This is a genomic window from Janthinobacterium sp. BJB446 (genome assembly GCF_002735655.1).
In the GTDB taxonomy this organism is placed as follows: domain Bacteria; phylum Pseudomonadota; class Gammaproteobacteria; order Burkholderiales; family Burkholderiaceae_D; genus Janthinobacterium; species Janthinobacterium lividum.
In genome coordinates this window covers 130,833-154,894 of record NZ_PDZK01000007.1, presented here as the reverse complement: position 1 = coordinate 154,894, position 24,062 = coordinate 130,833, and the positions used below count along the sequence as shown (strand labels likewise).

At 57.3% G+C, this 24,062-nt stretch carries 38 protein-coding genes; 36 read left to right on the top strand and 2 right to left on the bottom strand.

Annotated features, from left to right (window positions below):
* The 3 genes from CSQ92_RS27095 to CSQ92_RS27085 all read left to right on the top strand — a co-directional run.
* A partial coding sequence (locus tag CSQ92_RS27095; protein WP_099389845.1) for an EF-Tu/IF-2/RF-3 family GTPase occupies positions 1-428 on the top strand: 428 nt, incomplete at its 5' end.
* 179 nt (positions 429-607) lie between these two features.
* Positions 608-925, top strand: a complete 318-nt coding sequence (gene rpsJ / locus CSQ92_RS27090; protein WP_010394389.1) for a 30S ribosomal protein S10 — start codon at positions 608-610, stop codon at positions 923-925.
* A 215-nt stretch (positions 926-1,140) separates the two neighbouring features.
* A complete protein-coding gene (locus CSQ92_RS27085) occupies positions 1,141-1,986 on the top strand; it encodes a DUF817 domain-containing protein (protein ID WP_099395875.1) in 846 nt (281 codons plus the stop codon).
* Positions 1,987-2,005: 19 nt separating this feature from the next.
* Here CSQ92_RS27085 and CSQ92_RS27080 read toward each other — a convergent pair whose 3' ends face one another.
* Positions 2,006-2,554 carry a tetratricopeptide repeat protein gene (locus CSQ92_RS27080; RefSeq protein WP_099395874.1) on the bottom strand — a complete coding sequence of 183 codons (549 nt, stop codon included), beginning with the start codon at positions 2,552-2,554 and terminating at the stop codon, positions 2,006-2,008.
* Positions 2,555-2,730: 176 nt separating this feature from the next.
* On the opposite strand from CSQ92_RS27080, the gene creB reads away from it, so the two are divergent.
* From creB to dsbD, 33 genes are all read left to right on the top strand, one after another.
* Complete coding sequence (gene creB / locus CSQ92_RS27075) at positions 2,731-3,456, top strand: two-component system response regulator CreB (protein ID WP_034778498.1); 726 nt, start codon at positions 2,731-2,733, stop codon at positions 3,454-3,456.
* Positions 3,453-4,874: a two-component system sensor histidine kinase CreC gene (gene creC, locus CSQ92_RS27070; protein ID WP_099395873.1), complete on the top strand. Its 1,422-nt coding sequence runs from the start codon at positions 3,453-3,455 to the stop codon at positions 4,872-4,874. The genes creB and creC overlap by 4 nt, the downstream gene beginning before the upstream one ends.
* 86 nt (positions 4,875-4,960) lie before the next feature.
* The gene (gene creD / locus CSQ92_RS27065; RefSeq protein WP_099395872.1) at positions 4,961-6,352 is read left to right on the top strand and encodes a cell envelope integrity protein CreD; all 1,392 of its coding nucleotides are present in this window, start codon (positions 4,961-4,963) and stop codon (positions 6,350-6,352) included.
* A gap of 240 nt (positions 6,353-6,592) precedes the next feature.
* Positions 6,593-6,781, top strand: coding sequence for a hypothetical protein (locus tag CSQ92_RS27060; protein ID WP_099395871.1), 189 nt, complete (start codon positions 6,593-6,595; stop codon positions 6,779-6,781).
* Between the two features lie 325 nt (positions 6,782-7,106).
* Entirely contained in the window at positions 7,107-7,763 is a 657-nt protein-coding gene (gene rplC / locus CSQ92_RS27055; RefSeq protein ID WP_010394393.1) for a 50S ribosomal protein L3, read from the top strand.
* Positions 7,764-7,766: 3 nt separating this feature from the next.
* The gene (gene rplD / locus CSQ92_RS27050; RefSeq protein ID WP_034753197.1) at positions 7,767-8,387 is read left to right on the top strand and encodes a 50S ribosomal protein L4; all 621 of its coding nucleotides are present in this window, start codon (positions 7,767-7,769) and stop codon (positions 8,385-8,387) included.
* Complete coding sequence (gene rplW / locus CSQ92_RS27045) at positions 8,384-8,701, top strand: 50S ribosomal protein L23 (RefSeq protein WP_010394398.1); 318 nt, start codon at positions 8,384-8,386, stop codon at positions 8,699-8,701. Before rplD ends, rplW begins: the two co-directional genes overlap by 4 nt.
* On the top strand, positions 8,701-9,528 hold the full coding sequence (gene rplB, locus CSQ92_RS27040) for a 50S ribosomal protein L2 (protein ID WP_034753198.1): 828 nt from the start codon (positions 8,701-8,703) through the stop codon (positions 9,526-9,528). The genes rplW and rplB overlap by 1 nt, the downstream gene beginning before the upstream one ends.
* A 10-nt stretch (positions 9,529-9,538) precedes the next feature.
* A complete protein-coding gene (gene rpsS, locus CSQ92_RS27035) occupies positions 9,539-9,814 on the top strand; it encodes a 30S ribosomal protein S19 (RefSeq protein WP_008444295.1) in 276 nt (91 codons plus the stop codon).
* The gene (gene rplV, locus CSQ92_RS27030; RefSeq protein ID WP_170840583.1) at positions 9,811-10,143 is read left to right on the top strand and encodes a 50S ribosomal protein L22; all 333 of its coding nucleotides are present in this window, start codon (positions 9,811-9,813) and stop codon (positions 10,141-10,143) included. The genes rpsS and rplV overlap by 4 nt, the downstream gene beginning before the upstream one ends.
* Before the next feature lie 9 nt (positions 10,144-10,152).
* On the top strand, positions 10,153-10,977 hold the full coding sequence (gene rpsC, locus CSQ92_RS27025) for a 30S ribosomal protein S3 (RefSeq protein WP_034753199.1): 825 nt from the start codon (positions 10,153-10,155) through the stop codon (positions 10,975-10,977).
* A 2-nt stretch (positions 10,978-10,979) separates the two neighbouring features.
* A complete protein-coding gene (rplP, locus tag CSQ92_RS27020; RefSeq protein ID WP_034753201.1) occupies positions 10,980-11,399 on the top strand; it encodes a 50S ribosomal protein L16 in 420 nt (139 codons plus the stop codon).
* A 12-nt stretch (positions 11,400-11,411) separates the two neighbouring features.
* Positions 11,412-11,603: a 50S ribosomal protein L29 gene (rpmC, locus tag CSQ92_RS27015; protein WP_010394412.1), complete on the top strand. Its 192-nt coding sequence runs from the start codon at positions 11,412-11,414 to the stop codon at positions 11,601-11,603.
* A complete protein-coding gene (rpsQ, locus tag CSQ92_RS27010) occupies positions 11,600-11,872 on the top strand; it encodes a 30S ribosomal protein S17 (protein WP_010394415.1) in 273 nt (90 codons plus the stop codon). The genes rpmC and rpsQ overlap by 4 nt, the downstream gene beginning before the upstream one ends.
* Positions 11,873-12,125: 253 nt before the next feature.
* Positions 12,126-12,494: a 50S ribosomal protein L14 gene (gene rplN / locus CSQ92_RS27005; protein WP_008444317.1), complete on the top strand. Its 369-nt coding sequence runs from the start codon at positions 12,126-12,128 to the stop codon at positions 12,492-12,494.
* Between the two features lie 9 nt (positions 12,495-12,503).
* Positions 12,504-12,818, top strand: a complete 315-nt coding sequence (gene rplX, locus CSQ92_RS27000) for a 50S ribosomal protein L24 (RefSeq protein ID WP_034753204.1) — start codon at positions 12,504-12,506, stop codon at positions 12,816-12,818.
* 6 nt (positions 12,819-12,824) lie between these two features.
* Complete coding sequence (rplE, locus tag CSQ92_RS26995; RefSeq protein WP_010394421.1) at positions 12,825-13,364, top strand: 50S ribosomal protein L5; 540 nt, start codon at positions 12,825-12,827, stop codon at positions 13,362-13,364.
* 2 nt (positions 13,365-13,366) lie between these two features.
* Positions 13,367-13,672 (top strand): 30S ribosomal protein S14, encoded by a 306-nt coding sequence (gene rpsN, locus CSQ92_RS26990; RefSeq protein WP_010394423.1) that lies wholly within the window; start codon positions 13,367-13,369, stop codon positions 13,670-13,672.
* Between the two features lie 14 nt (positions 13,673-13,686).
* The gene (rpsH, locus tag CSQ92_RS26985) at positions 13,687-14,082 is read left to right on the top strand and encodes a 30S ribosomal protein S8 (protein WP_034753208.1); all 396 of its coding nucleotides are present in this window, start codon (positions 13,687-13,689) and stop codon (positions 14,080-14,082) included.
* A gap of 10 nt (positions 14,083-14,092) precedes the next feature.
* Complete coding sequence (gene rplF, locus CSQ92_RS26980; protein WP_034778281.1) at positions 14,093-14,626, top strand: 50S ribosomal protein L6; 534 nt, start codon at positions 14,093-14,095, stop codon at positions 14,624-14,626.
* Positions 14,627-14,639: 13 nt separating this feature from the next.
* A complete protein-coding gene (gene rplR, locus CSQ92_RS26975) occupies positions 14,640-15,002 on the top strand; it encodes a 50S ribosomal protein L18 (protein WP_010394431.1) in 363 nt (120 codons plus the stop codon).
* A gap of 9 nt (positions 15,003-15,011) precedes the next feature.
* Entirely contained in the window at positions 15,012-15,530 is a 519-nt protein-coding gene (rpsE, locus tag CSQ92_RS26970; protein WP_010394433.1) for a 30S ribosomal protein S5, read from the top strand.
* Positions 15,531-15,540: 10 nt separating this feature from the next.
* A complete protein-coding gene (gene rpmD, locus CSQ92_RS26965; RefSeq protein ID WP_010394435.1) occupies positions 15,541-15,720 on the top strand; it encodes a 50S ribosomal protein L30 in 180 nt (59 codons plus the stop codon).
* Positions 15,721-15,750: 30 nt separating this feature from the next.
* On the top strand, positions 15,751-16,182 hold the full coding sequence (rplO, locus tag CSQ92_RS26960; RefSeq protein ID WP_034753211.1) for a 50S ribosomal protein L15: 432 nt from the start codon (positions 15,751-15,753) through the stop codon (positions 16,180-16,182).
* A 32-nt stretch (positions 16,183-16,214) separates the two neighbouring features.
* The gene (secY, locus tag CSQ92_RS26955) at positions 16,215-17,549 is read left to right on the top strand and encodes a preprotein translocase subunit SecY (RefSeq protein ID WP_010394438.1); all 1,335 of its coding nucleotides are present in this window, start codon (positions 16,215-16,217) and stop codon (positions 17,547-17,549) included.
* An 18-nt stretch (positions 17,550-17,567) separates the two neighbouring features.
* Positions 17,568-17,786, top strand: coding sequence for a translation initiation factor IF-1 (infA, locus tag CSQ92_RS26950; RefSeq protein WP_005663428.1), 219 nt, complete (start codon positions 17,568-17,570; stop codon positions 17,784-17,786).
* Between the two features lie 42 nt (positions 17,787-17,828).
* Positions 17,829-17,942 (top strand): 50S ribosomal protein L36, encoded by a 114-nt coding sequence (gene rpmJ / locus CSQ92_RS26945; protein WP_010394471.1) that lies wholly within the window; start codon positions 17,829-17,831, stop codon positions 17,940-17,942.
* Between the two features lie 14 nt (positions 17,943-17,956).
* Entirely contained in the window at positions 17,957-18,322 is a 366-nt protein-coding gene (gene rpsM, locus CSQ92_RS26940; RefSeq protein ID WP_046681666.1) for a 30S ribosomal protein S13, read from the top strand.
* Between the two features lie 17 nt (positions 18,323-18,339).
* Positions 18,340-18,744, top strand: coding sequence for a 30S ribosomal protein S11 (gene rpsK, locus CSQ92_RS26935; RefSeq protein ID WP_010394475.1), 405 nt, complete (start codon positions 18,340-18,342; stop codon positions 18,742-18,744).
* 258 nt (positions 18,745-19,002) lie between these two features.
* Positions 19,003-19,626, top strand: coding sequence for a 30S ribosomal protein S4 (rpsD, locus tag CSQ92_RS26930; RefSeq protein ID WP_010394478.1), 624 nt, complete (start codon positions 19,003-19,005; stop codon positions 19,624-19,626).
* 108 nt (positions 19,627-19,734) lie between these two features.
* Entirely contained in the window at positions 19,735-20,712 is a 978-nt protein-coding gene (locus CSQ92_RS26925; protein WP_008444343.1) for a DNA-directed RNA polymerase subunit alpha, read from the top strand.
* Between the two features lie 148 nt (positions 20,713-20,860).
* The gene (gene rplQ / locus CSQ92_RS26920; RefSeq protein ID WP_034753219.1) at positions 20,861-21,253 is read left to right on the top strand and encodes a 50S ribosomal protein L17; all 393 of its coding nucleotides are present in this window, start codon (positions 20,861-20,863) and stop codon (positions 21,251-21,253) included.
* A 156-nt stretch (positions 21,254-21,409) separates the two neighbouring features.
* Positions 21,410-23,356, top strand: coding sequence for a protein-disulfide reductase DsbD (gene dsbD / locus CSQ92_RS26915; protein WP_099395870.1), 1,947 nt, complete (start codon positions 21,410-21,412; stop codon positions 23,354-23,356).
* A 96-nt stretch (positions 23,357-23,452) separates the two neighbouring features.
* Here dsbD and CSQ92_RS26910 read toward each other — a convergent pair whose 3' ends face one another.
* A complete protein-coding gene (locus CSQ92_RS26910; protein WP_170846394.1) occupies positions 23,453-23,986 on the bottom strand; it encodes a Spy/CpxP family protein refolding chaperone in 534 nt (177 codons plus the stop codon).
* Positions 23,987-24,062: the final 76 nt, after the last annotated feature.

The window sequence follows — 24,062 nt, the reverse complement described above, 5'->3', positions numbered from 1 at the left end:
AAACGACTTGCACCGGCGTGGAAATGTTCCGCAAACTGCTGGACCAAGGTCAAGCTGGCGACAACGTTGGTCTGCTGCTGCGCGGCACCAAGCGTGAAGACGTGCAACGTGGTCAAGTTCTGGCAAAACCAGGCTCGATCAAGCCGCATGCACACTTCACCGGCGAGATCTATGTTCTGTCGAAAGACGAAGGCGGCCGTCATACGCCATTCTTCAACAACTATCGTCCACAGTTCTACTTCCGTACGACGGACGTAACCGGTTCGATCGAGTTGCCAGCAGACAAAGAAATGGTCATGCCAGGCGATAACGTGTCGATCACCGTCAAGCTGATCAACCCGATCGCGATGGAAGAAGGTCTGCGCTTCGCTATCCGCGAAGGCGGCCGTACCGTCGGCGCTGGTGTTGTTGCAAAAATCCTGGCTTAATTCTTAAGCCTGCATAAAAGAAGACGCGTCGTCGCCCGGCGCCCTTCTTTTTATTCAACTGCCGGGGTTGGCAAGCATTTTGGTGCTATCATGTCGACCCTGACGGTTGTTGCGTCAGAAATTCCCGTATGACCTCATTGCCGTGCAGACCGCGCGGTTCGTTCTTTTAAGGAAATATCATGTCGGCACCAAACCAAAAAATCCGTATCCGCCTGAAGGCTTTCGATTACAAACTGATCGACCAGTCCGCTCTGGAAATCGTTGAAACCGCGAAGCGCACCGGCGCTGTCGTCAAAGGCCCAGTACCACTGCCTACCCGTATTCAGCGTTTCGATGTGCTGCGTTCCCCGCACGTCAACAAAACTTCGCGCGATCAGTTCGAGATCCGTACGCACCAACGCCTGATGGACATCGTTGACCCAACGGACAAAACCGTTGACGCGCTGATGAAGCTGGACCTGCCAGCTGGTGTTGATGTCGAAATCAAACTGCAATAATAGTTTCAAGGGCAGCTGACAATACCGTAGCATCAGGTGTTGACAGCTGTTCCAGGCCGGCGGGGTGTCCCGCTGCCTGATGATGGGGCCGGGCCTGCTCACGATCGTGAGTGCGCCCGGCCCCATTGCTATTGGTGCATGCCCAACACGGGCGGCCCCGGCGCATGTGTGCAAAATCGCTTTACAGTGCCGCGGGCGGCCGATAAAGTTGCTGCATGCTTAATGCCCTCGATACCCATCTGTTAAATGCCACACCCCGTAACCGCTTGCGCGGCTGGCCGCGCTTCCTGACCGAATTTTTGTATTTCGGCATCAAGGAGGCGAGGTCGTGCCTGTTCGTCGGGCTGTTTTTTGCTGCCGTGTTCCTGGTGCCGCGCGCCGGCCTGTTCGGCTTGCCGCGCTATGACGTGCTGCTGCTGGCGGCGCTGGCGATCCAGGGCGCGATGCTGTGGAGCGGACTGGAAACGTGGGATGAGCTGAAAGCCATCTGCCTGTTTCATGCGGTCGGCTTTGCGCTGGAGGTGTTCAAGGTGTCGGGCACGATCCAGTCGTGGAGTTATCCCGACTTTGCCTACAGCAAGGTGTTCGGCGTCCCCCTGTTTTCCGGCTTCATGTATGCGGCCGTCGGCAGCTACATCATCCAGACCTGGCGCCTGCTCGACATGCGGATCCGCCACCATCCGCCGTACTGGATGGCGGTGCTGATCGCGCTGCTGATCTACGCCAACTTCTTCACGCATCACTACATCGGCGACTATCGCTGGTACCTGGCCGCCTGCGCGCTGGGCTTGTATGCGCGCACCACCGTGGTGTTCCGCCCGCTCGACCGCGACCGCAGCATGCCCTTGCTGCTCGGTTTCGTGCTGGTCGGCTTCTTTATCTGGCTGGCTGAAAACATCAGCACCTTCTGGGGCGTGTGGCGCTATCCGAACCAGCTTGGCGCCTGGTCGGTGGTGCATGTCAGCAAATGGAGTTCATGGTCGCTGCTGGTGGTGATGACGTTCACCATCGTGGCCCACCTCAAGCACATCAAGGCCAGCATCCACGTCGCCCAGCCGTAGGCCGGGCTCCGGGAGTTGCTTATTGCAGGCTGGCCGCCACCGCGTCGAAGCGATTGCCGAGCGCCGCCTGCGGGCCGCCTTGCAGCTGTCTGGCGTACTGGCGCAGCACTTCCGCCGAATACGTGCGCGAGGCGGGCGACAGCTTCGGCAGCAGCGGCAGCACGCGTTCCAGATAGCCCGTGCCTTCCTGCCATTTGCCTTGCGCGGCCAGCGCCGACGCCAGTTCCACCATGCGGCGGCCGACGCGCGCATCGCTGCGTGGCTGCGCCGTTTCTTCCGTGGCCAGCGCTTGCCGGTACAGCTGCTCCGCTTCGGCATTCTTGCCCTGCAAGCGCTTGACGCGGCCCAGGTTGTACTGGCGCTGCGAGAGGATATCCGCGCTGGCCCCGGCTTGCTCGGCGCTCTGCAGCGCTTTTACGCAAGCCAGCTCTGCTTCGCCAAGCTGGCCTTTGAGTTCGGCCGCGTTGCAGGCGTCTTGCTGTTCATTGGAGGTGGTGATCGTCGCTGGCGCCGCACAGGCGGCCAGCAGGCTGACAGCGCATAGCAGGCTGATGGTATGGGTCTTCATAGTCTCCTCGGACGGGTGTCAAACACGGTGTATCGGTGGAGTCATGCCATGATAAATATACTATAAGTTTTTTGGGGCTGGGCGGCTTTTCGCCGGCGCGCGGCAAGGCGCGCGATTGACGCCGCTTGCGTGCTTCAGGGATACTCCGGGTCTGTCCATTAATGCGTGCCGCCGCCATGTCCAAGACTGTCCTGATCGTGGAAGATGAACAGGCGATTGCCGACAGCATCGCCTATGCCTTGCGCACGGACGGCTTTACGCCGCGCCATGTGATGTTGGGCGAGCACGCCCTGGCCGCGCTGCGTCCAACGCCCGGCGAAGCCGCGCAGATGCCCGTTCTGGTGGTGCTCGACGTGGGCTTGCCCGACATGAGCGGGCTGGAAGTGTGCCGCCGGCTGCGCCAGTTTTCCGAGGTGCCGGTGATCTTCCTGACGGCCCGCAGCGACGAGATCGACCGCATCGTCGGCCTGGAAATCGGCGCCGATGATTACGTCACCAAACCGTTTTCGCCGCGCGAACTGGTGGCGCGCATCCGCGTCATCCTGCGCCGCGCCGGCGTCGTTCAGGTGCCCCGCGAGACTGGCATGACGATAGCCGCTGCCATGACCGTGCCGGCACGCTTTGAATTGCGCGCGCTGGAGGCGAAAGTGCTATTTCACGGCCAGCCGCTGGACCTGACCCGCTATGAATACCTGCTGTTGAAAACCCTGCTCGAGCATCCGGGCCACGTGCTGTCGCGCGCGCAGCTGATGGAGCGCGTGTGGAGCGGTGCGCCCGACACGCTCGAGCGTACCGTCGATGCGCATGTCAAATCCTTGCGCGCCAAGCTGCGCGCCGTCGATGCGCAGGTCGACCCGATCCACACCCACCGTGGCCTCGGCTACAGCCTGGCTGGCGCATGAAGATCGGCCTGCGCATCCTGCTCGGCTACTTCCTGATCGTCGGCCTGGCCGCGTGGTTCCTGCTGAATGTCTTCATGGAGCAGGTCAAGCCCGGCGTGCGCTCGACCCTGGAAGACACGCTGGTCGATACCTCGCAACTGCTGGCCAGCCTCGTGGCGCCCGACCTGAAGGCGGGCACGCTGGCGCAGTCGCCTGTGGCCGAACGCATGCAGGATTACGCGCGCCATGGCGTGGACGTCAATATCAATGGCGTGCGCAAGCGCACGCTCGATTACCGTATCACCATCACGGACCGGCACGGCATCGTGCTGTTCGATTCCAGCGGGCGCGACGTGGGGCGCGACTATTCGCGCTGGAATGACGTGTATCTCACCTTGCAGGGCAAGTATGGCGCGCGCAGCACGCGCAGCCGGCCGGATGACGAGATGTCGACGGTGATGCACGTGGCCGCGCCGATTCGCGACGGCAATGAGGTAATCGGCGTGCTGACGGTGGCCAAGCCGAATGCCAGCGTGCAAGCCTTTGTCGAGCGCAGCCAGCGCAAGATACTGCAGCGTGGCGCCGTGCTGTTGTTGCTGTCGCTGCTGATCGGCCTGGCATTCGCCTGGTGGCTGCACCATGCGCTGGGCAAGCTGATGCATTACATCGGCGACGTGGAGGCGGGCCGCAAGGTGGCGCTGCCGGCGCTGGGCAAGAACGAGATCGGCACCCTGGGGCGTGCCCTGGAGGCGATGCGCACGCGCCTGGAGGGCAAGGAATATGTGGAGCAATTGATGCACACGCTGGCGCATGAATTGAAAAGCCCGATCGCCGCCATCCAGGCCTCGGCCGAGCTGCTGCAGGAAGACATGCCGCCGGCCGAGCGCCGCCGCTTCCTAGCCAGTATCCTGGAACAGAATGCGCGCCAGCGGCAACTGATCGACAAGCTGCTGGCTCTCGTGCGCGTGGAAAAGCAGCAGCGCCTGGATAACCCCGAGCGCATCGCGCTGGCGCCCCTGCTGGCGCAAGTGGCGCAAGATGCGGCCGCCACCCTGGCGGCGCGCGGCGTGCGCCTGCAGCTGCAGGCCGACGAGGAAAATGTGGCCGGGGATGCCCTGCTGCTGCGCCAGGCGCTGGGTAACTTGCTCGACAACGCGGTCGGCTTTGCGCCACCGGGCAGCTGCATCGACCTGACGGCGCGGCGCCAGGGCATCCGCGTGGAAATTGCCGTGCGCGACCGGGGCGAGGGCATCCCCGCGTATGCGATCGAGCGCGTCTTCGAGCGCTTTTATTCTTTGCCGCGCCCGAGCGCCGGCAAGAGCACGGGTCTGGGCCTGCCCTTTGTGCGCGAAGTGGCTTCCCTGCATGGCGGCACGGTCGAGGTGCTCAACCATGCGGAAGGCGGCGCCTGCGCGCGCCTGTGCCTGCCAATAGCCTAGCGTACTTTATTTGCCGGCTTCACACGGACTGCATCGTCAGCGCATACAGCTTTTTTACACTGGTCACCTTACTTCAAGGATGCGCCATGCAAAAAACTCTCTTAGTCAAAGCGTTGATCGTGTTCGGCCTGATGCTGCTGATCGGCCTGCCTTTGCTGATGATTCAGGAAACGATCAAGGAGCGGATGGAATTCCGCCAGGAAGCCGTCAACAGTATCGCCGCCGATTCGGTGCGCGAACAAACCATCATCGGCCCCATTCTGGTGATTCCCTATACGGAGCAGTATGAAGAGCGCGTGGAGGTGGCCAAGGGCGATGACAAGGAAGTGAAGTTACCCGTGCGCACGGAGTTGCTGCGCCGCACGGTGCAGCGCCGCTTGCTCGTGTATCCGAACGACCTGCAGATCAACGGCAATATCGAGACGGACCGCCGCTACCGCGGCATCCACCAGGTGCTGGTCTACAGCGGCCAGCACACCTTCAAGGGTGACTTCACGGTGCCGGCCAGCAGCCAGCTGCCGCGCAAGTCGCCGGACTCGCGCGTGACCGTCGGTGCGCCTTTCGTGGCCTTGTCCATCGAGGACGTGCGCGGCATCCGCAATATCCCGAAAATCGACTGGGGCGGACAAAAGATCGAGTTCGAGCAGGGTACCGACCTGTTTGCCTTCCGCAGCGGCCTGCACGCGCCGCTGGGTGCCATGCCACTGGCGGCGCAGCAGCAGGTGCGCTTCAGCTTTGACCTGGGCCTCGATGGCATCGAACGCCAGCACTTCGTGCCGGTGGCCAAGAACAGCCAGATCCAGATCAAGTCGAACTGGCCCCATCCGCAATTTGGCGGGCGCTTCCTGCCGTCGCCGAAGAATCGCCAGATCGATGCCCGCGGTTTCAATGTGGCGTGGAATATCTCGTCGCTGGCCACCAATGCGCAAACGCAGCTGAGCTCCATCGAGGGAGAATTCAAGGTGCCCGACAGTGCGCCGCTGGGCCAGGTGGACCGCTTCAGTGTCGGTTTCATCGAGCCGGTGAACGTGTATTCGCAATCGGACCGGGCCACGAAATATGGCTTGCTGTTCGTGGCGCTGACCTTTGCCGCCTTCTTCATCTTTGAAATTTTGAAGAGCCTGCCGATCCACCCGGTGCAGTATTTGCTGGTGGGCCTGTCGCTGGTGATCTTCTTCCTGCTGCTGGTGGGGCTGGCCGAGCACATCGCCTTCCTCGCCGCCTATCTGGCCGCCAGCGCCGCCTGTATCGCCCTGACCAGCTTCTATCTGGTGCACGTGCTGCACAACATGTGGCGCGGCATCGGCTTCGGCGTGGCCCTGACCTTGCTGTATGGCGCCCTGTATGGCTTGCTCAGCTCGGAAAATAATGCGTTGGTGATGGGCAGCATTCTGTTGTTCGCCGTGCTGGCCGTCATCATGGTGGCAACGCGCAAGGTGGACTGGTATCAGATTGGCAAAGGAGTGCCGCAAGAGTAGGGGCTATGCGGGCGCCATGCGCCGCGATGCTTGCAGCCAGCCCGGACGGTGATGTGTCCGGGCTATTTTTTTGGTGGGACACGGGCGGCACCGATAATTGGTAGTTGGTTGGTATTGTTTACGGTATTCTATTGGCATTGCTTTTTAAGTAATGGCAGGCGCCGCGGCGTCTGCCCGGGGCGGTGCGAGGATGGCGTGCCGTCCTGGTTGTTCTTCCATCTGATAAAACGGAGATGAAATATGATCAAGAAAACGATGGCTTTCCTGTTTGCGCTGGGCCTGAGCGCCTCGTATGCATTTGCTGCCGGCGATGTCACGCAGTGCTACAGCGAGTGCGGACAGAAAGTGGCCAATTGCCGGGCGCACCTCGGTGGCAGCCCCATCTGCGAGGACTTGTACGGGCATTGCCTGAGCAACTGCCAGAAGTAAGCTTCCCGGGCATCGCGCCCGGGATGGGGAAGGGCAGGGGGCGCACGCCGCGGCGCGCCCTGTATGTTTCTGGCATCACCCGCCAGGGCGCATGCCGCCGTGCTTTGCGCCCGTCTAATTGCCTTGCGGCAGCGTTTTTCAGGCCCGCCGACAACTCCCGCAGGGGCGCCGCGCAACACTTTGACATACCTCGTGTTAACTTGTTGCGTCAAGGGTTTTTGTGCTATATACTAGCCGGCTTCGGTATGGATTCGTCTTTTTTGAGTCCTACGTTACTTTGTAGTTAAACAAGCCCCGCCCAATCGCAGGTGGGAATGGAGAAAAAATGAGCCTAGGCCTTCTCGGTCGCAAGGTTGGTATGATGCGCATTTTCACGGATGAAGGGGATTCGATCCCGGTCACCGTGTTGGACGTATCGAACAACCGTGTTGCGCAAATCAAAACCCCTGAAACAGATGGTTACTCCGCTGTTCAGGTCGCATTCGGTCAACGTCGCGCTTCCCGCGTGACCAAAGCTGTTGCTGGTCATCACGCTAAAGCTGGTGTTGAAGCCGGTACTCTGTTGAAAGAGTTCCGTGTCGATGCTGCTAAAGCCGCTGAACTGAAAGCTGGCGATGTTGTCGCTGCTTCCCTGTTCGAAGTCGGTCAAAAGATCGACGTGCAAGGCGTTACCATCGGTAAAGGCTATGCAGGCGTTATCAAACGTTACCACTTCGCTTCTGGCCGTGCAACGCACGGTAACTCGCGTTCGCACAACGTTCCAGGTTCCATCGGTATGGCACAAGATCCAGGTCGCGTTTTCCCTGGTAAGCGCATGACCGGTCATCTGGGTGACGTTAACCGTACGATCCAGAACCTCGTGATCGCCCGTATCGATGCCGACCGTCAGCTGTTGCTGGTCAAAGGCGCGATTCCAGGTGCGAAAAATGGCCAGGTAGTTGTCTCGCCAGCCATCAAAACCAAAGCCAAGAAGGGAGCTTAAACGATGGAACTCAAGCTTCTGAATGCGCAAGGTCAAGCCGCCTCGAACGTTGCTGCAGCCGATACGATTTTCGGCCGTGACTACAATGAAGCGCTGATCCACCAAGTCGTCATCGCTTATCAAGCGAATGCACGTAGTGGTAACCGCAAGCAAAAAGACCGTGAAGAAGTTCACCACACGACGAAAAAGCCATGGCGCCAAAAAGGTACCGGCCGCGCTCGTGCTGGTATGTCGTCGTCGCCACTGTGGCGCGGCGGTGGTCGGATTTTCCCGAACTCGCCTGACGAAAACTTCACCCACAAAGTGAACAAAAAAATGTATCGCGCAGGTATCTGCTCGATCCTGTCGCAGCTGGCTCGCGAAGAGCGCCTGATCGTCATCGACGATCTGACGATCGACGCGCCAAAAACCAAGCTGTTGTCGCAAAAATTGAACGGCCTGGGCTTTGATTCGGTTCTGATCATCACCGACGTTCTGAACGAAAACCTGGAACTGGCATCGCGCAACCTGCCTAACGTACTCGTCGTTGAGCCACGTCACGCAGACCCGATGTCCCTGGTGTTCTACAAGAAGATCCTGGTCACCAAAGCTGCATTGGCCAAGATTGAGGAGATGCTGGCATGAGCGCGATTTTGAAACATAGCGAAGAACGCTTGATGAAGGTGCTGTTGGCGCCCGTGATTTCCGAAAAGGCCACCATGGTCGCGGAAAAGAACGAGCAAATTGTATTCCGCGTACTGCCGGATGCAACCAAGCCTGAAATCAAGGCAGCGGTCGAACTGCTGTTCAAGGTTGAAGTTCTGTCCGTGCAAACTGCAAACCGCGAAGGTAAGCAAAAACGCACCGGCAAGTTCAACGGTCGTCGTAACCATACCAAGCGTGCTTTCGTGTGCCTGAAGCCTGGCCAGGAAATCAACTTCTCCGAGGAGGCTGCATAATGGCACTCGTTAAGATGAAACCAACCTCGCCAGGCCGTCGCGGCATGGTGAAGGTGGTGAATGCCGACCTGTACAAAGGTCGTCCGTTCGCTGCCCTGGTTGAAAAGAAATCCAAGACCGCTGGTCGTAACAACAACGGTCACATCACCACTCGTCATATCGGTGGTGGTCATAAGCAACACTATCGCTTGATCGACTTCAAGCGCACCAAAGATGGTATTCCAGCGAAAGTGGAACGTATCGAATACGATCCAAACCGCACCGCGAATATCGCTCTGTTGTGCTACGCCGACGGCGAACGTCACTACATCATCGCAACCAAAGGCATGGCCGTTGGCGACAGCGTGATGAACGGTTCGGAAGCACCGATCAAATCGGGTAACTGCTTGCCAATCCGTAACATCCCAGTCGGTACCGTGATGCATTGCGTCGAAATGCTGCCAGGTAAAGGTGCCCAAATGGCACGTACCGCTGGCGCTGGCGTTGTGCTGATGGCACGTGAAGGTACCTACGCTCAAGTGCGTCTGCGCTCGGGTGAAGTACGTCGCGTGCACATCGAGTGCCGTGCAACGGTTGGTGAAGTCGGCAATGCCGAGCACAGCCTGCGTAAAATCGGTAAAGCTGGTGCGATGCGCTGGCGCGGTGTTCGTCCTACCGTTCGCGGTGTGGTCATGAACCCGGTCGATCACCCGCACGGTGGTGGTGAAGGTAAAACAGCAGCTGGTCGTCATCCAGTTTCGCCTTGGGGCCAACAGACTAAGGGTAAGAAAACACGCAGCAACAAGCGTACTACTTCCATGATCGTCTCGCGCCGCGGCAAGAAATAAGGGGTAGCACATGACACGTTCATTGAAAAAAGGGCCGTTCTGTGACGCCCACCTGGTGAAAAAAGTTGAAGCCGCGCAAGCAGCCAAAGACAAAAAGCCAATCAAAACCTGGTCGCGTCGTTCGACAATCATGCCTGACTTTATCGGCCTGACGATCGCGGTTCATAACGGCAAGCTGCACGTGCCGGTTTATGTTTCCGAAAACATGGTTGGTCACAAGCTCGGCGAATTCGCACTGACCCGTACGTTCAAGGGCCATGCAGCTGACAAAAAGGCTAAGAAATAATGGAAACTAAAGCTATCCTCAAAGGTGTGCGCCTGTCGGACCAAAAGGGCCGCCTGGTTGCTGACCTGATCCGTGGCAAGAAAGTTGACGCTGCACTCAACATCTTGCAATTCAGCCCGAAAAAAGGTGCTGCGATCATCAAACGCGTTCTGGAATCCGCTATTGCGAATGCCGAGCACAATGATGGCGCGGACATCGACGAATTGTTCGTGAAAACGATCTACGTCGAAAAGGGCCCGGTCCTGAAGCGCTTCACCGCGCGTGCAAAAGGCCGTGGCGACCGTATTTCGAAACAATCCTGTCACGTTTACGTGACTGTCGGTAACTAAGGAGCCACGATGGGTCAGAAAATTCATCCAACCGGTTTCCGTCTGGCGGTCACCCGTAACTGGGCTTCGCGCTGGTATGCAGGCAACGGTAATTTCGCTGCCATGCTGAACGAAGACTTGAAAGCACGTGCTTACCTGAAAAAGAAACTGAAGAACGCTTCCGTTGGCCGCATCGTTATCGAGCGCCCAGCCAAGAACGCGCGCTTCACGATCTACAGCTCGCGTCCAGGCGTGGTCATTGGTAAAAAAGGCGAAGACATCGAAGTACTGAAGTCGGCGCTGACCAAGATCATGGGCGTACCTGTTCACGTGAACATCGAAGAAATTCGCAAGCCAGAAATCGACTCGCAACTGATCGCCGATTCGATCGCTCAGCAGCTGGAAAAACGGATCATGTTCCGTCGCGCCATGAAGCGTGCAATGCAAAATGCAATGCGCCTGGGTGCTCTCGGTATCAAGATCATGTCGTCCGGCCGTCTGAACGGTATCGAAATCGCGCGTAAAGAGTGGTACCGCGAAGGCCGCGTGCCTCTGCATACCCTGCGCGCCGATATCGACTACGGTACCAGCGAAGCGTCGACCACCTACGGCATCATCGGTGTCAAGGTGTGGGTATACAAAGGTGACCGCGCGCCTAACGGCGATGCACCAGTCATCGATACCCCAGCTGACGAGAAGAAAAGCCGCGGCCCACGCCGTGACGATGGCAAGCCAGCTGGCCGTCCACGTCCAGCCGGTGCCGGTGCGAAACCATCCACAGCACCAGGTGCACGTGTGCGTACCGCCGCTAAACCGGCCGCCGCAGCAGCACCAGCTGAGAAAGCAGGAGAATAATCATGCTGCAACCAGCACGCAGAAAGTATCGTAAAGAGCAGAAAGGCCGTAATACCGGTATTTCGCACAGCCGCGGCACCGCCGTGTCGTTTGGCGAATTCGGTCTGAAGGCAGTTGCGCGCGGTCGTATCACTGCGCGTCAAATTGAAGCGGCGCGTCGTGCAATGACGCGTCACATCAAGCGCGGTGGCCGTATCTGGATCCGTATTTTCCCGGACAAACCGATTTCGAACAAACCGGCTGAAGTCCGTATGGGTAACGGTAAAGGTAATCCTGAGTACTACGTCGCTGAAATTCAGCCAGGCAAAGTACTGTATGAAATGGATGGCGTTGATGAAGCGCTGGCACGGGAAGCATTCCGTCTTGCCGCCGCTAAACTGCCACTGGCGACGACGTTTGTCATCCGCCAAGTCGGCCAATAATTGGAGTTGTATATGAAAGCATCTGAACTCCGCGGCAAGGACCAGCCAGCTCTGCAAAAAGAGCTGAATGACCTGTTGAAGGCACAGTTCGGCCTGCGCATGCAAATCGCTACGCAGCAGCTGAGCAACACTTCGCAGCTCAAGAAGGTACGCCGCGATATCGCGCGTGTGAAGACGGTAATGAATCTGAAGGAAGCCAAATGAACGAACCAGTGAAACAGTCGCTCAAGCGCACGCTGATCGGTAAAGTGGTTTCGGACAAGATGGACAAGACCGTTACCGTTCTGATCGAGCGCCACGTAAAACATCCTTTGTATGGCAAGATCATCATGCGCTCGAACAAGTATCACGCGCATGACGAGACCAACCAAGTCAAGGCCGGTGATACGGTCGAGATCCAGGAAGGTCGCCCGATCTCCAAAACGAAGGCATGGACGGTGACACGTGTGGTTCAAGCCGCACCAACCGTTTAAATAAAAACCACCGTTTCGGCGGTGGGTTTTAATTAGTACTTGCAGGCCCGCAAATTGTATGTAATACTTGCGGGCTTCGTTCATGTAACGCCGCAAAGTGTCTGGCCACAGACAGTAGCATTCGCGGTCAGTTGATGTATGAAGGTCATGCACCCAAACAGTGAAGCCCAGCAGGGCGGCTCTGGCGGGACCAAGACTGACCGTGGGTCTACATTGTGTGGATTCTTCGGCTTAAGTTGGGAAAGAGAATACTATGATTCAAACTGAAAGCCGGCTCGAAGTGGCTGACAATACCGGTGCCAAAGAAGTAATGTGCATCAAGGTATTGGGCGGCTCCAAGCGCCGTTATGCTGGCATTGGCGATGTGATCAAGGTAACCGTTAAGGTTGCTGCGCCACGTGGTCGTGTCAAAAAAGGTGAAATTTATAACGCCGTGGTTGTGCGCACCGCTAAAGGTGTTCGCCGCCAAGACGGTTCCCTGGTGAAGTTCGACGGCAATGCCGCCGTTCTGTTGAACGCCAAGCTGGAACCGATCGGTACCCGTATTTTTGGACCTGTCACGCGCGAACTGCGCACTGAGAAGTTCATGAAAATCGTGTCCCTGGCACCGGAAGTCCTGTAAGGAGTCGTAATGGATAAGATTCGTAAAAACGACGAAGTCATCGTTCTGACCGGGAAAGACAAGGGCAAACGTGGTGTGGTACAGCAGCGTATCGATGCTGAACATATCGTGGTTGACGGCATTAACATCGCTAAAAAAGCGACTAAGCCAAACCCGATGACTGGCGTAACTGGTGGTATCGTCGATAAGACCATGCCAATTCACGTGTCCAACGTTGCATTGTTTAATGCAGCGACTGGCAAGGCAGATCGCGTGGGTTTCAAAGAAGTGGACGGCAAGAAAGTCCGCATCTTTAAATCCTCCGGCGAAGTAGTGAAGGCTTAAGAAATCATGGCACGTCTCCAAGAATTCTATAAAGAAAAAGTCGTTGCCGACCTGACCAGCAAGTTTGGTTACAAGTCGGTAATGGAAGTTCCACGCCTGACCAAGATCACCCTGAACATGGGTGTTGGTGAGGCTATCGCGGATAAAAAAGTTCTCGAGCACGCAGTTGCTGACTTGACCAAGATCGCCGGCCAGAAGCCAGTGACCACCAAGTCCCGCAAAGCGATCGCAGGCTTCAAAATCCGTGAAGGTTACCCGATCGGTACGATGGTCACCCTGCGCGGCGCTCGCATGTACGAGTTCCTGGATCGCTTCATTACCGTGGCTCTGCCGCGCGTACGCGATTTCCGTGGTGTGAACGGCCGTGCATTTGATGGTCGTGGCAACTACAACATCGGTGTCAAGGAACAGATCATTTTCCCTGAAATCGAATACGACAAGATTGACGCGTTGCGCGGTATGAATATCAGCATCACGACAACCGCTAAGACCGATGACGAAGCCAAAGCTTTGCTCGCCGCCTTTAAATTCCCTTTCAGGAACTGATCATGGCCAAACTGTCACTGATTAATCGTGAGATCAAGCGTGCTGACCTGGTGGCGAAATTCGCCCCTAAGCGCGAAGCTCTCAAGGCCATCGTCGATGACCAATCGAAATCGGAAGAAGAGCGCTACGAAGCTCGCCTGAAATTGCAGGCGCTGCCACGTAACTCGAACCCGACGCGTCAACGTAACCGTTGCGCCATCACTGGTCGTCCGCGCGGCACATTCCGTAAATTCGGTCTGGGTCGTATCAAGCTCCGTGAATTCGCCATGCGTGGTGAAATTCCGGGTATGACAAAAGCAAGCTGGTAATAGGAGAATATGCAATGAGTATGAGCGATCCTATCGCCGATATGCTGACCCGCATTCGCAATGCACAAGGCGTGCAAAAGACGACCGTGGCCATGCCATCGTCGAAAGTCAAAATTGCGATTGCCAGCGTCCTGAAGGACGAGGGTTACATTGAAGATTTCGCTGTTGCCGAAGCTGGTGGCAAAGCGGAACTGAAAATCGGTTTGAAGTATTATGTTGGCCGTCCCGTTATTGAGCGCTTGGAGCGCGTGTCCCGTCCGGGTCTGCGCGTCTACAAGGGTAAAGACGAGATCCCTGTTGTGATGAATGGCTTGGGTGTGGCGATCGTGTCGACTCCGCAAGGCGTCATGACTGACCGCAAAGCACGCGCTACCGGTGTCGGCGGCGAAGTTATTTGCTACGTGGCTTAAGGAGTTACACATGTCTCGAGTAGCTAAAATGCCTATCGTAGTGCCAGCTGGCGCCGAAGTCGCCATCTCCGCACAAGCGATCACCGTAAAAGGCCCGCTGGGCGTACTTTCCCAGGCCCTCACCGGCCAGGTCAAAGTGGAAAACAATGCAGGAACCCTGAGTTTCGACGTGGCGAACGACAGCCGCGAAGCCAATGCCATGTCCGGCACGCTGCGCGCACTGGTCAACAACATGGTTGTTGGCGTCACCAAGGGTTTCGAGAAAAAGCTGAACCTGGTAGGCGTGGGTTACAAGGCGCAAGCTCAAGGCGACAAGTTGAATCTGTCCCTGGGTTTCTCGCACCCTGTAGTGCATGACATGCCAGCCGGCGTTACCTGCGCAACACCAACCCCGACCGAGATCCTGATTAAAGGTATCGACCGTCAACAGGTTGGCCAGGTAGCCGCTGAAGTTCGTGCTTACCGCGCTCCTGAGCCTTATAAAGGCAAGGGCGTTCGCTATGCGGACGAAGTGGTTAAGCTTAAAGAAACCAAGAAGAAGTAATTAGGGGCTGACGATGGATAAGAAAGAATCACGGCTTCGCCGCGGACGCCAAACCCGCATCAAGATTGCGGAATTGAAAGTAAATCGCTTGTCGGTGCATCGCACCAACCTGCATATTTACGCCAACCTGATCAGCCCGGACGCTAAAGTCCTGGTTTCGGCCTCGACGGCTGAAGCGGAAGTTCGCGCTGAACTGGCAGGCCAATCCGGCAAAGGCGGCAATGCCGCTGCTGCAGCCTTGATCGGCAAGCGCGTCGCTGAAAAAGCGTTGAAAGCAGGGATTACCGAAGTTGCGTTTGACCGCTCCGGTTTCCGTTACCACGGCCGTGTGAAAGCGTTGGCAGAAGCCGCACGCGAAGCCGGTCTGAAGTTCTAAGGATCAATCATGGCAAAAATGCAAGCAAAAATGCAAAGCGACAAGCCGGATGATGGCATGCGCGAAAAAATGATCGCGATCAACCGCGTGACCAAAGTGGTCAAGGGTGGTCGTATCATGGGTTTCGCCGCGCTGACCGTAGTTGGTGATGGCGATGGCCGCGTCGGCATGGGCAAGGGCAAATCGAAAGAAGTGCCAGTTGGCGTGCAGAAGGCAATGGAAGAAGCCCGTCGCAACCTGATCAAAGTACCGCTCAAAAACGGTACCTTGCATCACACGGTTGTTGGTCGTCACGGCGCCTCCAAGGTCCTGATGAACCCAGCTAAGCCTGGTACTGGCGTTATCGCTGGTGGCGCAATGCGCGCTATCTTCGAGGTGATGGGCGTGACGGACGTGGTGGCGAAATCCACCGGTTCGAACAACCCATACAACCTGGTACGCGCTACGCTGGACGGCCTGTCGAAAATGAGCACTGCTTCCGATATCGCTGCCAAACGCGGCAAGTCGGTCGAAGACATTCTGGCTTAAGGTGGACAAAATGACAAACACAGTCAAAGTGCAATTGGTCAAGGGCTTGATCGGTACGCGCGAATCGCATCGCGCTACCGTGCGCGGTCTGGGTCTGCGTCGTGTAAATTCGGTTTCCGAATTGCAAGACACCCCATCCGTACGCGGCATGATCAATAAAGTATCGTATCTCGTTAAAGTTGTCGGGTAAGCCTTCGGGCTTACACGAACGGAGCAAATCATGGAATTGAATACTATTGCACCAGCCGAAGGCGCTAAGCACTACAAGCGTCGCGTCGGTCGCGGTATCGGCTCCGGCCTGGGTAAAACCTCGGGTCGTGGTCACAAAGGTCAGAAATCGCGTTCGGGCGGCTTTCATAAAGTCGGTTTCGAAGGCGGTCAGATGCCTCTGCAACGCCGTCTGCCTAAGCGCGGTTTCAAATCGATGCACGCAACCTTCAAAGCTGAAGTGCGCCTGTCCGATCTGAACAACCTGGCTGTTGGCGATGTCGACATTCTGGTCTTGAAGCAAGCTGGCGTTCTGGGCGTGTTGGCCCGTGACGTGCGCGTGATCTTGTCCGGCGAAATCACCAAAGCGGTGAATTTGAAGGGCTTGAAAGTGTCCGCTGGCGCGAAAGCAGCCATCGAAGCAGCCGGCGGCTCGGTAGCCTGAGTTGACCGCTAACAGCTTGATCGGAGCGAAAATTGGCGACTAATCCACAACTTGCTAAAAGTGCAGCGGCCGGTTTCCCTTGGGGACGGCTCTGGTTTTTGCTTGGCGCATTGGTGGTTTATCGTATCGGTGCTCACGTCCCGGTTCCCGGGATTGACCCGACACAATTAGCCTCGCTGTTCAAGGAGCACGAAGGCGGCGTCCTGGGCATGTTCAACATGTTCTCGGGCGGTGCCTTGTCTCGTTTTACAGTGTTTGCGCTGGGTATCATGCCTTATATCTCGGCCTCGATCATCATGCAATTGCTGTCGATCGTGTCACCGCAGATGGAAGCGTTGAAAAAAGAAGGCGAAGCAGGTCGTCGCAAGATCACCCAGTACACCCGGTATTTCACGGTTGCCCTGGCACTGTTCCAAGCGTTAGGCATTGCAGTCGCACTGGAGTCGCAAGCTGGTCTGGTGTTGGAACCTGGTCTTGCATTCCGCTTCGTGACGGTCGTCACTTTGTTGACCGGAACAATGTTTTTGATGTGGTTGGGTGAGCAAATTACCGAGCGTGGCTTGGGGAATGGCATCTCGATCATCATTTTTGCCGGGATTGCAGCAGGTCTGCCGTCGGCGTTGGGTGGCTTGTTCACTCAGGTGTCGAATGGTTCGATCGGCAGCTTCAGCGCGATTTTCATCGTGATCCTGGTAGCACTGGTAACGTACTTCGTTGTATTCGTTGAACGTGGTCAGCGCAAAATATTGGTCAATTACGCGAAGCGCCAGGTAGGCAACAAGATTTATGGCGGTCAAACCAGCCATTTGCCGTTGAAGCTGAACATGGCCGGCGTGATCCCGCCGATCTTTGCTTCTTCGATCATCTTGTTCCCGGCCACTATCGTGGACTGGTTTTCAAAGGGCGCCGACAACGCTAACCCTGCGGTGCGGTTCTTGAAAGATTTGGCAGCATCGATGGGGCCTGGTGAGCCTATCCATGCGCTGTTGTACGCAGTGGCGATCGTGTTTTTCTGTTTCTTCTATACAGCGCTGGTATTTAACAGCAAGGAAACAGCGGATAACTTGAAGAAAAGCGGTGCGTTCATTCCCGGGATCCGTCCAGGCGAGCAGACAGCCCGTTACATCGACAAGATCCTGACACGCTTGACACTTGCCGGCGCAGTCTACATCACCCTGGTGTGTTTATTGCCGGAATTTATGCAAGCCCAGTGGAAAGTACCATTCTATTTCGGCGGTACTTCTTTATTGATTATTGTAGTTGTCACCATGGATTTCATGGCGCAAGTACAGAACTACGTGATGTCGCAGCAATATGATTCGCTGCTGCGCAAAGCAAATTTCAAGGGCGGAATTCCGACGCGTTAAGCGCGGTAAACATACCGAATGGCAAAAGACGACGTCATACAGATGCAGGGCGAGATTCTTGAGAATCTCCCAAATGCAACATTTCGAGTGAAGCTGGAGAACGGACACGTGGTGCTCGGGCATATTTCAGGTAAAATGCGGATGAACTATATTCGCATTCTCCCTGGAGACAAGGTGACGGTGGAGTTAACGCCGTACGACCTGAGCCGAGCCCGCATTGTGTTCCGTACCAAGTAACACACTGAATCAAACCAAAGAAGCGAAAGAAAGAGCCCAAAAATGAAAGTTCTCGCATCAGTCAAGCGGATCTGCCGCAACTGCAAGATCATCAAGCGCAAAGGCGTAGTCCGCGTTATCTGCGTGGAACCACGTCACAAGCAGCGTCAAGGTTAATCGAGGAATAACAAATGGCACGTATTGCAGGGGTTAATATCCCAAATCATCAGCATACCGTTATCGGCCTGACGGCCATCTACGGTGTGGGCCGTCCACGCGCAGAGAAAATCTGTGCATCGACCGGTGTAGCAACCAACAAAAAGATCAAAGATCTGGATGACAGCGAACTGGAAAAGCTGCGCGATGAAGTAGGTAAATTCATCGTCGAAGGCGATCTGCGTCGTGAACTGTCCATGAACATCAAGCGTTTGATGGATCTGGGTTGCTACCGCGGCATGCGTCATCGTAAGGGTCTGCCTTGCCGTGGCCAGCGTACGCGTACGAACGCACGTACCCGCAAGGGACCGCGTAAAGCCGCTCAATCGCTGAAAAAATAATCCGCTAGGGAATAATTATGGCTAAGTCGCAAAATAACGCCGCATCAGCACGCGTGCGTAAAAAAGTTAAAAAGAACGTCGCTGAAGGCATCGCACATGTCCACGCTTCGTTCAATAACACCATCATTACCATCACCGATCGTCAAGGCAATGCCTTGTCGTGGGCTACCTCCGGCGGTGCAGGCTTCAAGGGTTCGCGTAAATCGACCCCGTTCGCAGCGCAGGTCGCCGCGGAAGCCGCTGGTAAAGTGGCTGTTGAGTGTGGCGTGAAGAACCTGGAAGTACGTATCAAGGGCCCAGGTCCTGGTCGTGAATCCGCCGTTCGCGCGCTGAACAACCTGGGCATCAAGATCACCGAGATCCAGGACGTGACGCCGGTACCGCACAACGGTTGCCGTCCACCGAAACGTCGTCGTATCTAAGATAGTGTTGCAGAGGGCGCTTCGGCGCCAGCTGCTTTGCTGTCTGTTGTAACTCAGTACAGTTGTGTGAAAACGCTGGAGCAGGGAGCCGGAAACGGTTATACTGCCCGGCTGTTCTTGCCTGTCAAATTCTGTTTGACGGGTTTTTCGTTTTCAGCCACCGTCTGATTGAAACCAAATCAGACTAGCGCCTAACCGCATCAGTGTGTTTGATCATGCATGTGGCTGGGGCGTTATCATTTAAAAAAAGGAAGTATCGTGGCACGTTATATCGGACCTAAAGCAAAACTTTCCCGCCGTGAAGGTACAGACCTGTTCCTGAAGAGCGCACGTCGCTCGCTGGACAGCAAGTGCAAACTGGACGTCAAGCCAGGCCAACACGGTGTCAAATCCGGCGCCCGCACCTCGGACTACGGTAACCAACTGCGCGAAAAGCAAAAAGTCAAGCGCATGTACGGCGTGCTGGAACGTCAATTCCGCCGCTACTTCGCTGAAGCAGACCGTCGTAAAGGCAACACCGGCGAAACGCTGTTGAAGTTGCTGGAAACGCGTCTGGACAACGTTTGCTACCGCATGGGCTTTGGCTCGACCCGCGCTGAAGCGCGTCAATTGGTCAGCCACAAAGCGTTCACCGTGAACGGTATCGTTGTGAACATCGCTTCGTACGCAGTCAAAGTTGGCGACATCGTTGCTGTTCGTGAAAAATCGAAAAAGCAAGTGCGTATCGTTGAAGCACTGTCGCTGGCTGAACAAGTTGGTATGCCTAGCTGGGTTTCGGTTGATGCCAAGAAAATGGAAGGTACTTTCAAGTCCCTGCCAGAGCGTAACGAAATCGCTAACGACGTCAACGAATCGCTGATCGTCGAGCTGTACTCGCGTTAATAGCAGTTAGCACCATCACCGCCCACTCGTTTTCTTTCGGGTGGGCGTTTTACTAATGCCATCAGCCTTATCGGTGTAATGAGCCGAGGGTATTGAAAAGGACATTTCATGCAAAACAGTTTGTTGAAGCCACGTATTATCGATGTTGAAGCTCTCGGTGCAGGTCACGCCAAGGTCGTGATGGAACCGTTCGAGCGCGGCTATGGCCACACATTGGGTAACGCGTTGCGCCGCGTTCTGCTGTCGTCGATGGTAGGCTACGCGCCGACCGAAGTGACGATCGCTGGCGTCGTCCACGAATATTCCTCCCTCGATGGCGTGCAAGAAGACGTCGTCGATCTGTTGCTGAACTTGAAGGGTGTGGTTTTCAAAGTCCACAACCGCGATTCGGTAACCCTGACCCTGAAAAAAGAAGGCGAAGGCGCGATCCTGGCCTCCGATATCGACCTGCCGCATGACGTCGAACTGATCAACCCTGACCACGTGATCGCCCACCTGACCGCTGGTGGCAAGCTGGACATGCAGATCAAGGTTGAAAAAGGCCGCGGCTACGTTCCTGGTAACGTGCGTCGCCTGTCGGAAGACACGAACAAGACCATCGGCCGCATCATTCTGGATGCGTCGTTCTCGCCAGTGCGCCGCGTATCGTACTTCGTTGAATCGGCCCGCGTTGAACAGCGTACCGACCTGGACAAGCTGATCATCAACATCGAAACCAACGGCGTGATCTCGCCGGAAGAAGCGATCCGCCAGTCGGCCCGCGTCCTGGTGGACCAGTTGAATGTGTTCGCTGCCCTGGAAGGCACGGAAGCCGCCGCCGAAGCGCCATCGCGCGCTCCGCTGGTCGATCCTATCCTGTTGCGTCCAGTCGACGACCTGGAGTTGACCGTGCGTTCGGCGAACTGCCTGAAAGCGGAAAACATCTACTACATCGGCGACCTGATCCAACGTTCGGAAAACGAACTGCTGAAAACGCCAAATCTGGGCCGCAAGTCCCTGAACGAAATCAAGGAAGTGCTGGCATCGCGCGGCTTGACCTTGGGCATGAAGCTGGAAAACTGGCCGCCTGCCGGCCTGGAAAAGTAATCGCAGTAAAAGCAAGTTGCAGCAAACTGCCTGGGACAGGTGTCCCAGGCTTTTATTTTGTAGTACCAAACCGGTCCGCGGCTGTAAGGGGTTTCCCACTCAGCTGATCGAAGAACTGGAATTTAAACACTCACCGAAAGGATTTATCATGCGTCACGGTCACGGCCTCCGTAAACTGAATCGTACCTCGTCCCACCGTCTGGCAATGCTGCGCAACATGACAGTATCGCTGCTGCGTCACGAAGCGATCAAAACCACCCTGCCAAAAGCAAAAGAACTGCGCCGCGTTGTCGAGCCAATTCTGACCCTGGGCAAAACCGACTCCCTGGCAAACAAGCGTCTGGCCTTCAACCGCCTGCGCGACCGTGAAATGGTCGTCAAACTGTTCGCTGAACTGGGCCCACGTTTCGCCAACCGTAACGGTGGTTATGTGCGTATCCTGAAAATGGGTTTCCGCGTCGGCGATAACGCTCCTATGGCGTTCGTTGAACTGATGGATCGTCCAGATACGACCGAAGCAGTTGAAGTTGCTGGCGAGTAATCCCAGTAATTGCTTCAATGAAAGCCAGGCCTAGCCTGGCTTTTTTGTTTTCTGCTGCAGCTATCCTTGCTGCGGTGTACTATTCTTCTTTCGCGCCGGCCCTGCAGCCACTGCACGCCCCGCGCGTCCTCTGTCGAATGGTTGAAAAGGTAGTTCATGTCCCGTTTCCCCTCCAGCGCCACCGCGCGCGCCGCTCCCCTGCATCAACTGCTGATCTGGTTTGCCACCTGTTTGCTGCTGGCCATGGCCGTCTTTGGCACGGGTCAAGCCCGCGCCGACGATGAATTCCTCGACCCCGAGCTGGCCTTCAAGTTTTCCGCCCGCATGCAGGATCCGGCCACCATCGCCGTCACGTATGTGATTGCCGATGGCTACTATATGTACCACGAGCGCTTCAAGTTCGAGGCCGTGGGCGCCAAGCTGGGCACGCCGGTGTATCCGGCTGGCAAGGTCAAGTTCGACGATACCTTCCAGAAGAACGTGGAAACCTTCCGCAAGACCCTCACCATCACGATTCCCGTGGAAGCTGCCGGGCCGTTTACCTTGAAAGCGACGGGACAGGGCTGCTCCGACAAGGGCCTGTGTTATGCGCCGCAGGATGCGACAGCCCAGCTGGTGGGCGGTGGCGGCGGCCAGAGCATGGCGCCGGGCGGCTTGCCGTCGAAGTTTGCCCTGCCGGCCACGCCGGCAGTCGACACGGCGGCCGTCAACGGCCCGCAGGCGCAAGCGTCGCCTGGCGTGTCCGTGATGAGCATTCCGCAGGCCGACATCACTAGCACGCCCGAGCCGGTCGCGGCGGCGCCCGTGGCGGCAAGCCCCGCGCCCGCGCAAAGCGAGATGGGCAAGATCGAAGCGGCCCTGAAGGGCGGCAAGCTGCTCGTCATCGTGCCGCTGTTCATGCTGCTGGGCCTGGGCCTTGCATTTACGCCGTGCGTCCTGCCGATGGTGCCGATTTTGTCGTCGATCATCATCGGCGATGGCGGAAAGGTCAGCCGCTCGCGCGGCTTGCTGCTGTCGCTGACGTACGCGCTGGGCATGGCCATCGTCTACACGGCGCTGGGCGTGGCGGCCGGTCTGGCCGGCGAAGGCCTGGCGGCCCAGCTGCAAAACCCGTGGGTGCTGGGTTTCTTTGCCCTGTTGATGGCGGGCCTGGCGCTGTCGATGTTCGGCTTGTATGAACTGCAAGTGCCGGCTTTCCTGCAAGGCAAGCTGACGTCCGTATCGAACCAGCAGTCTTCGGGCCGCCTGGCGGGCGTGTTCGTCATGGGCGCCATTTCCGCCCTGATCGTGGGGCCCTGCGTGGCCGCGCCGCTGGCTGGCGCCTTGCTGTACATCAGCCAGACACGCGACGTCGTCATCGGCGGCAGCGCCCTGTTTGCCATGGCAGTGGGCATGAGCGTGCCTTTGCTGCTGGTGGGCGTGTCGGCTGGCACCTTGCTGCCCCGTGCCGGCGCCTGGATGGATGCCGTCAAGCGCTTCTTTGGCGTGCTGCAACTGGGCGTGGCCTGGTGGCTGGTCTCGCCCGTGCTGCCGGGCGCCGTGCAGATGCTGGGCTGGATGGTCTTGTTCGTCGGCTATGGCATGTATTTGTTGGTGGGCAAGAGCGGCGCGAAGAACGCCTGGGTAGCCAAGGCCTTCGGCCTCGTGTTTGCCTTGCTGGGGGCGATGCAACTGGTGGGTGTGGCCAGCGGTGGCCGCGACCCGCTGGCGCCGCTGGCCCACCTGGGCGGCGGGCAAGTGCATGCCCAGCCGTTTACGCGCGTGAAGACCGTGGCGCAGCTGGACGCGGCGCTGGCCCAGCTCAATGGCAAGCCGGCCCTGCTGGACTTTTATGCGGACTGGTGCGTGTCGTGCATCGAGATGGAAAAACTGACCTTCGTCGATCCCGCCGTGCGCGAGAAGATGGGGCAAGCCGTGCTGCTGCAAGTGGACGTGACGGCCAATGACGCGGACGACAAGGCCATGCTGAAACGTTTCCAGCTGTTCGGCCCGCCGGGCATCATCATGTTCAACCCGCAAGGGCAGGAAATTGCCCAGTCGCGCGTGATCGGCTTCCAGAATGCAGCCACCTTCCTGACCTCCTTGCGCAAGCTCGACGAGTAGGCCGGGTAGGTCGGGTTAGCCCCTAAGGGCGTAACCCGACACCACCATACACGCCAACAAAGTTGTCGGATTACGGGCCTGCGGACCTAATCCGACTTACCCGGCTTTCGGCTGCTGATGCATGCCGTGGTGGCCACCGCGATGGCCGCCGTGCTTGCCGCCAGGCACGCTGTCATCAAACACTTTCTTTTGCTCCGGTGTCAGCACGGCGTAGAAGGTTTTCAGCGAGGCCAGACGGCTTTCCTGGCTGGCGATGCGTTCCTTCGACATGGCGATCCATTGCTCCATGCGCTCCGGCGCCGACAGCTTGGCCATCGCTTCGCGCTTGGCCTTCCAGTCACCCATCGGCTTTTTCGGCGCGTTGGCGGCCGTGAAAGTGGCCCAGGCCGGTTCCTGCGCTGCCGTCAGCTTCAGCTTGTCGTGCAGGCGGGCCTGGTACTTGGCCATGCGTTCGGCGGGATTGCCGCCGCGGTGCTGGCCGCGGTGGCCGTCGTGTTGCATCTTGGTACTGGCGGCAGGCGCGCTGGCGGCCGCTTCCTGGGCGTGGACGGTCAGCGATGCCGCACCCATGCCGAGTACGCTCATGGCGATGATCAAGTTCTTGCGCAAGGTTGTCATTGAGGCGTTCATCTGGATTCCTTTGTAAAAGTGAGGGATGTACATGTTGCTGCACATGAATCCATGGTGGACGCGCCATGTTTCCCCG

What these genes read in the sequence shown, in the direction of transcription:
- rplW (WP_010394398.1), top strand. Translation starts at nt 8,384, where the DNA reads ATGAGCGCGATTTTGAAACATAGCGAAGAACGCTTGATGAAGGTGCTG.
- creD (WP_099395872.1), top strand. Translation starts at nt 4,961, where the DNA reads ATGCAAAAAACTCTCTTAGTCAAAGCGTTGATCGTGTTCGGCCTGATG.
- rpsQ (WP_010394415.1), top strand. Translation starts at nt 11,600, where the DNA reads ATGAACGAACCAGTGAAACAGTCGCTCAAGCGCACGCTGATCGGTAAA.
- rplB (WP_034753198.1), top strand. Translation starts at nt 8,701, where the DNA reads ATGGCACTCGTTAAGATGAAACCAACCTCGCCAGGCCGTCGCGGCATG.
- rpmD (WP_010394435.1), top strand. Translation starts at nt 15,541, where the DNA reads ATGACAAACACAGTCAAAGTGCAATTGGTCAAGGGCTTGATCGGTACG.
- rpsN (WP_010394423.1), top strand. Translation starts at nt 13,367, where the DNA reads ATGGCCAAACTGTCACTGATTAATCGTGAGATCAAGCGTGCTGACCTG.
- rplN (WP_008444317.1), top strand. Translation starts at nt 12,126, where the DNA reads ATGATTCAAACTGAAAGCCGGCTCGAAGTGGCTGACAATACCGGTGCC.
- rplQ (WP_034753219.1), top strand. Translation starts at nt 20,861, where the DNA reads ATGCGTCACGGTCACGGCCTCCGTAAACTGAATCGTACCTCGTCCCAC.
- rplP (WP_034753201.1), top strand. Translation starts at nt 10,980, where the DNA reads ATGCTGCAACCAGCACGCAGAAAGTATCGTAAAGAGCAGAAAGGCCGT.
- rplE (WP_010394421.1), top strand. Translation starts at nt 12,825, where the DNA reads ATGGCACGTCTCCAAGAATTCTATAAAGAAAAAGTCGTTGCCGACCTG.
- rpsE (WP_010394433.1), top strand. Translation starts at nt 15,012, where the DNA reads ATGGCAAAAATGCAAGCAAAAATGCAAAGCGACAAGCCGGATGATGGC.
- CSQ92_RS26910 (WP_170846394.1), bottom strand. Translation starts at nt 23,986, where the DNA reads ATGAACGCCTCAATGACAACCTTGCGCAAGAACTTGATCATCGCCATG.
- creB (WP_034778498.1), top strand. Translation starts at nt 2,731, where the DNA reads ATGTCCAAGACTGTCCTGATCGTGGAAGATGAACAGGCGATTGCCGAC.
- rplC (WP_010394393.1), top strand. Translation starts at nt 7,107, where the DNA reads ATGAGCCTAGGCCTTCTCGGTCGCAAGGTTGGTATGATGCGCATTTTC.
- rpsK (WP_010394475.1), top strand. Translation starts at nt 18,340, where the DNA reads ATGGCTAAGTCGCAAAATAACGCCGCATCAGCACGCGTGCGTAAAAAA.
- rplX (WP_034753204.1), top strand. Translation starts at nt 12,504, where the DNA reads ATGGATAAGATTCGTAAAAACGACGAAGTCATCGTTCTGACCGGGAAA.
- infA (WP_005663428.1), top strand. Translation starts at nt 17,568, where the DNA reads ATGGCAAAAGACGACGTCATACAGATGCAGGGCGAGATTCTTGAGAAT.
- rplR (WP_010394431.1), top strand. Translation starts at nt 14,640, where the DNA reads ATGGATAAGAAAGAATCACGGCTTCGCCGCGGACGCCAAACCCGCATC.
- CSQ92_RS26925 (WP_008444343.1), top strand. Translation starts at nt 19,735, where the DNA reads ATGCAAAACAGTTTGTTGAAGCCACGTATTATCGATGTTGAAGCTCTC.
- rpmC (WP_010394412.1), top strand. Translation starts at nt 11,412, where the DNA reads ATGAAAGCATCTGAACTCCGCGGCAAGGACCAGCCAGCTCTGCAAAAA.
- rpsH (WP_034753208.1), top strand. Translation starts at nt 13,687, where the DNA reads ATGAGTATGAGCGATCCTATCGCCGATATGCTGACCCGCATTCGCAAT.
- rplF (WP_034778281.1), top strand. Translation starts at nt 14,093, where the DNA reads ATGTCTCGAGTAGCTAAAATGCCTATCGTAGTGCCAGCTGGCGCCGAA.
- rpmJ (WP_010394471.1), top strand. Translation starts at nt 17,829, where the DNA reads ATGAAAGTTCTCGCATCAGTCAAGCGGATCTGCCGCAACTGCAAGATC.
- creC (WP_099395873.1), top strand. Translation starts at nt 3,453, where the DNA reads ATGAAGATCGGCCTGCGCATCCTGCTCGGCTACTTCCTGATCGTCGGC.
- rplO (WP_034753211.1), top strand. Translation starts at nt 15,751, where the DNA reads ATGGAATTGAATACTATTGCACCAGCCGAAGGCGCTAAGCACTACAAG.
- CSQ92_RS27060 (WP_099395871.1), top strand. Translation starts at nt 6,593, where the DNA reads ATGATCAAGAAAACGATGGCTTTCCTGTTTGCGCTGGGCCTGAGCGCC.
- CSQ92_RS27085 (WP_099395875.1), top strand. Translation starts at nt 1,141, where the DNA reads ATGCTTAATGCCCTCGATACCCATCTGTTAAATGCCACACCCCGTAAC.
- rpsM (WP_046681666.1), top strand. Translation starts at nt 17,957, where the DNA reads ATGGCACGTATTGCAGGGGTTAATATCCCAAATCATCAGCATACCGTT.
- dsbD (WP_099395870.1), top strand. Translation starts at nt 21,410, where the DNA reads ATGTCCCGTTTCCCCTCCAGCGCCACCGCGCGCGCCGCTCCCCTGCAT.
- rpsJ (WP_010394389.1), top strand. Translation starts at nt 608, where the DNA reads ATGTCGGCACCAAACCAAAAAATCCGTATCCGCCTGAAGGCTTTCGAT.
- rpsC (WP_034753199.1), top strand. Translation starts at nt 10,153, where the DNA reads ATGGGTCAGAAAATTCATCCAACCGGTTTCCGTCTGGCGGTCACCCGT.
- CSQ92_RS27080 (WP_099395874.1), bottom strand. Translation starts at nt 2,554, where the DNA reads ATGAAGACCCATACCATCAGCCTGCTATGCGCTGTCAGCCTGCTGGCC.
- rplD (WP_034753197.1), top strand. Translation starts at nt 7,767, where the DNA reads ATGGAACTCAAGCTTCTGAATGCGCAAGGTCAAGCCGCCTCGAACGTT.
- rpsS (WP_008444295.1), top strand. Translation starts at nt 9,539, where the DNA reads ATGACACGTTCATTGAAAAAAGGGCCGTTCTGTGACGCCCACCTGGTG.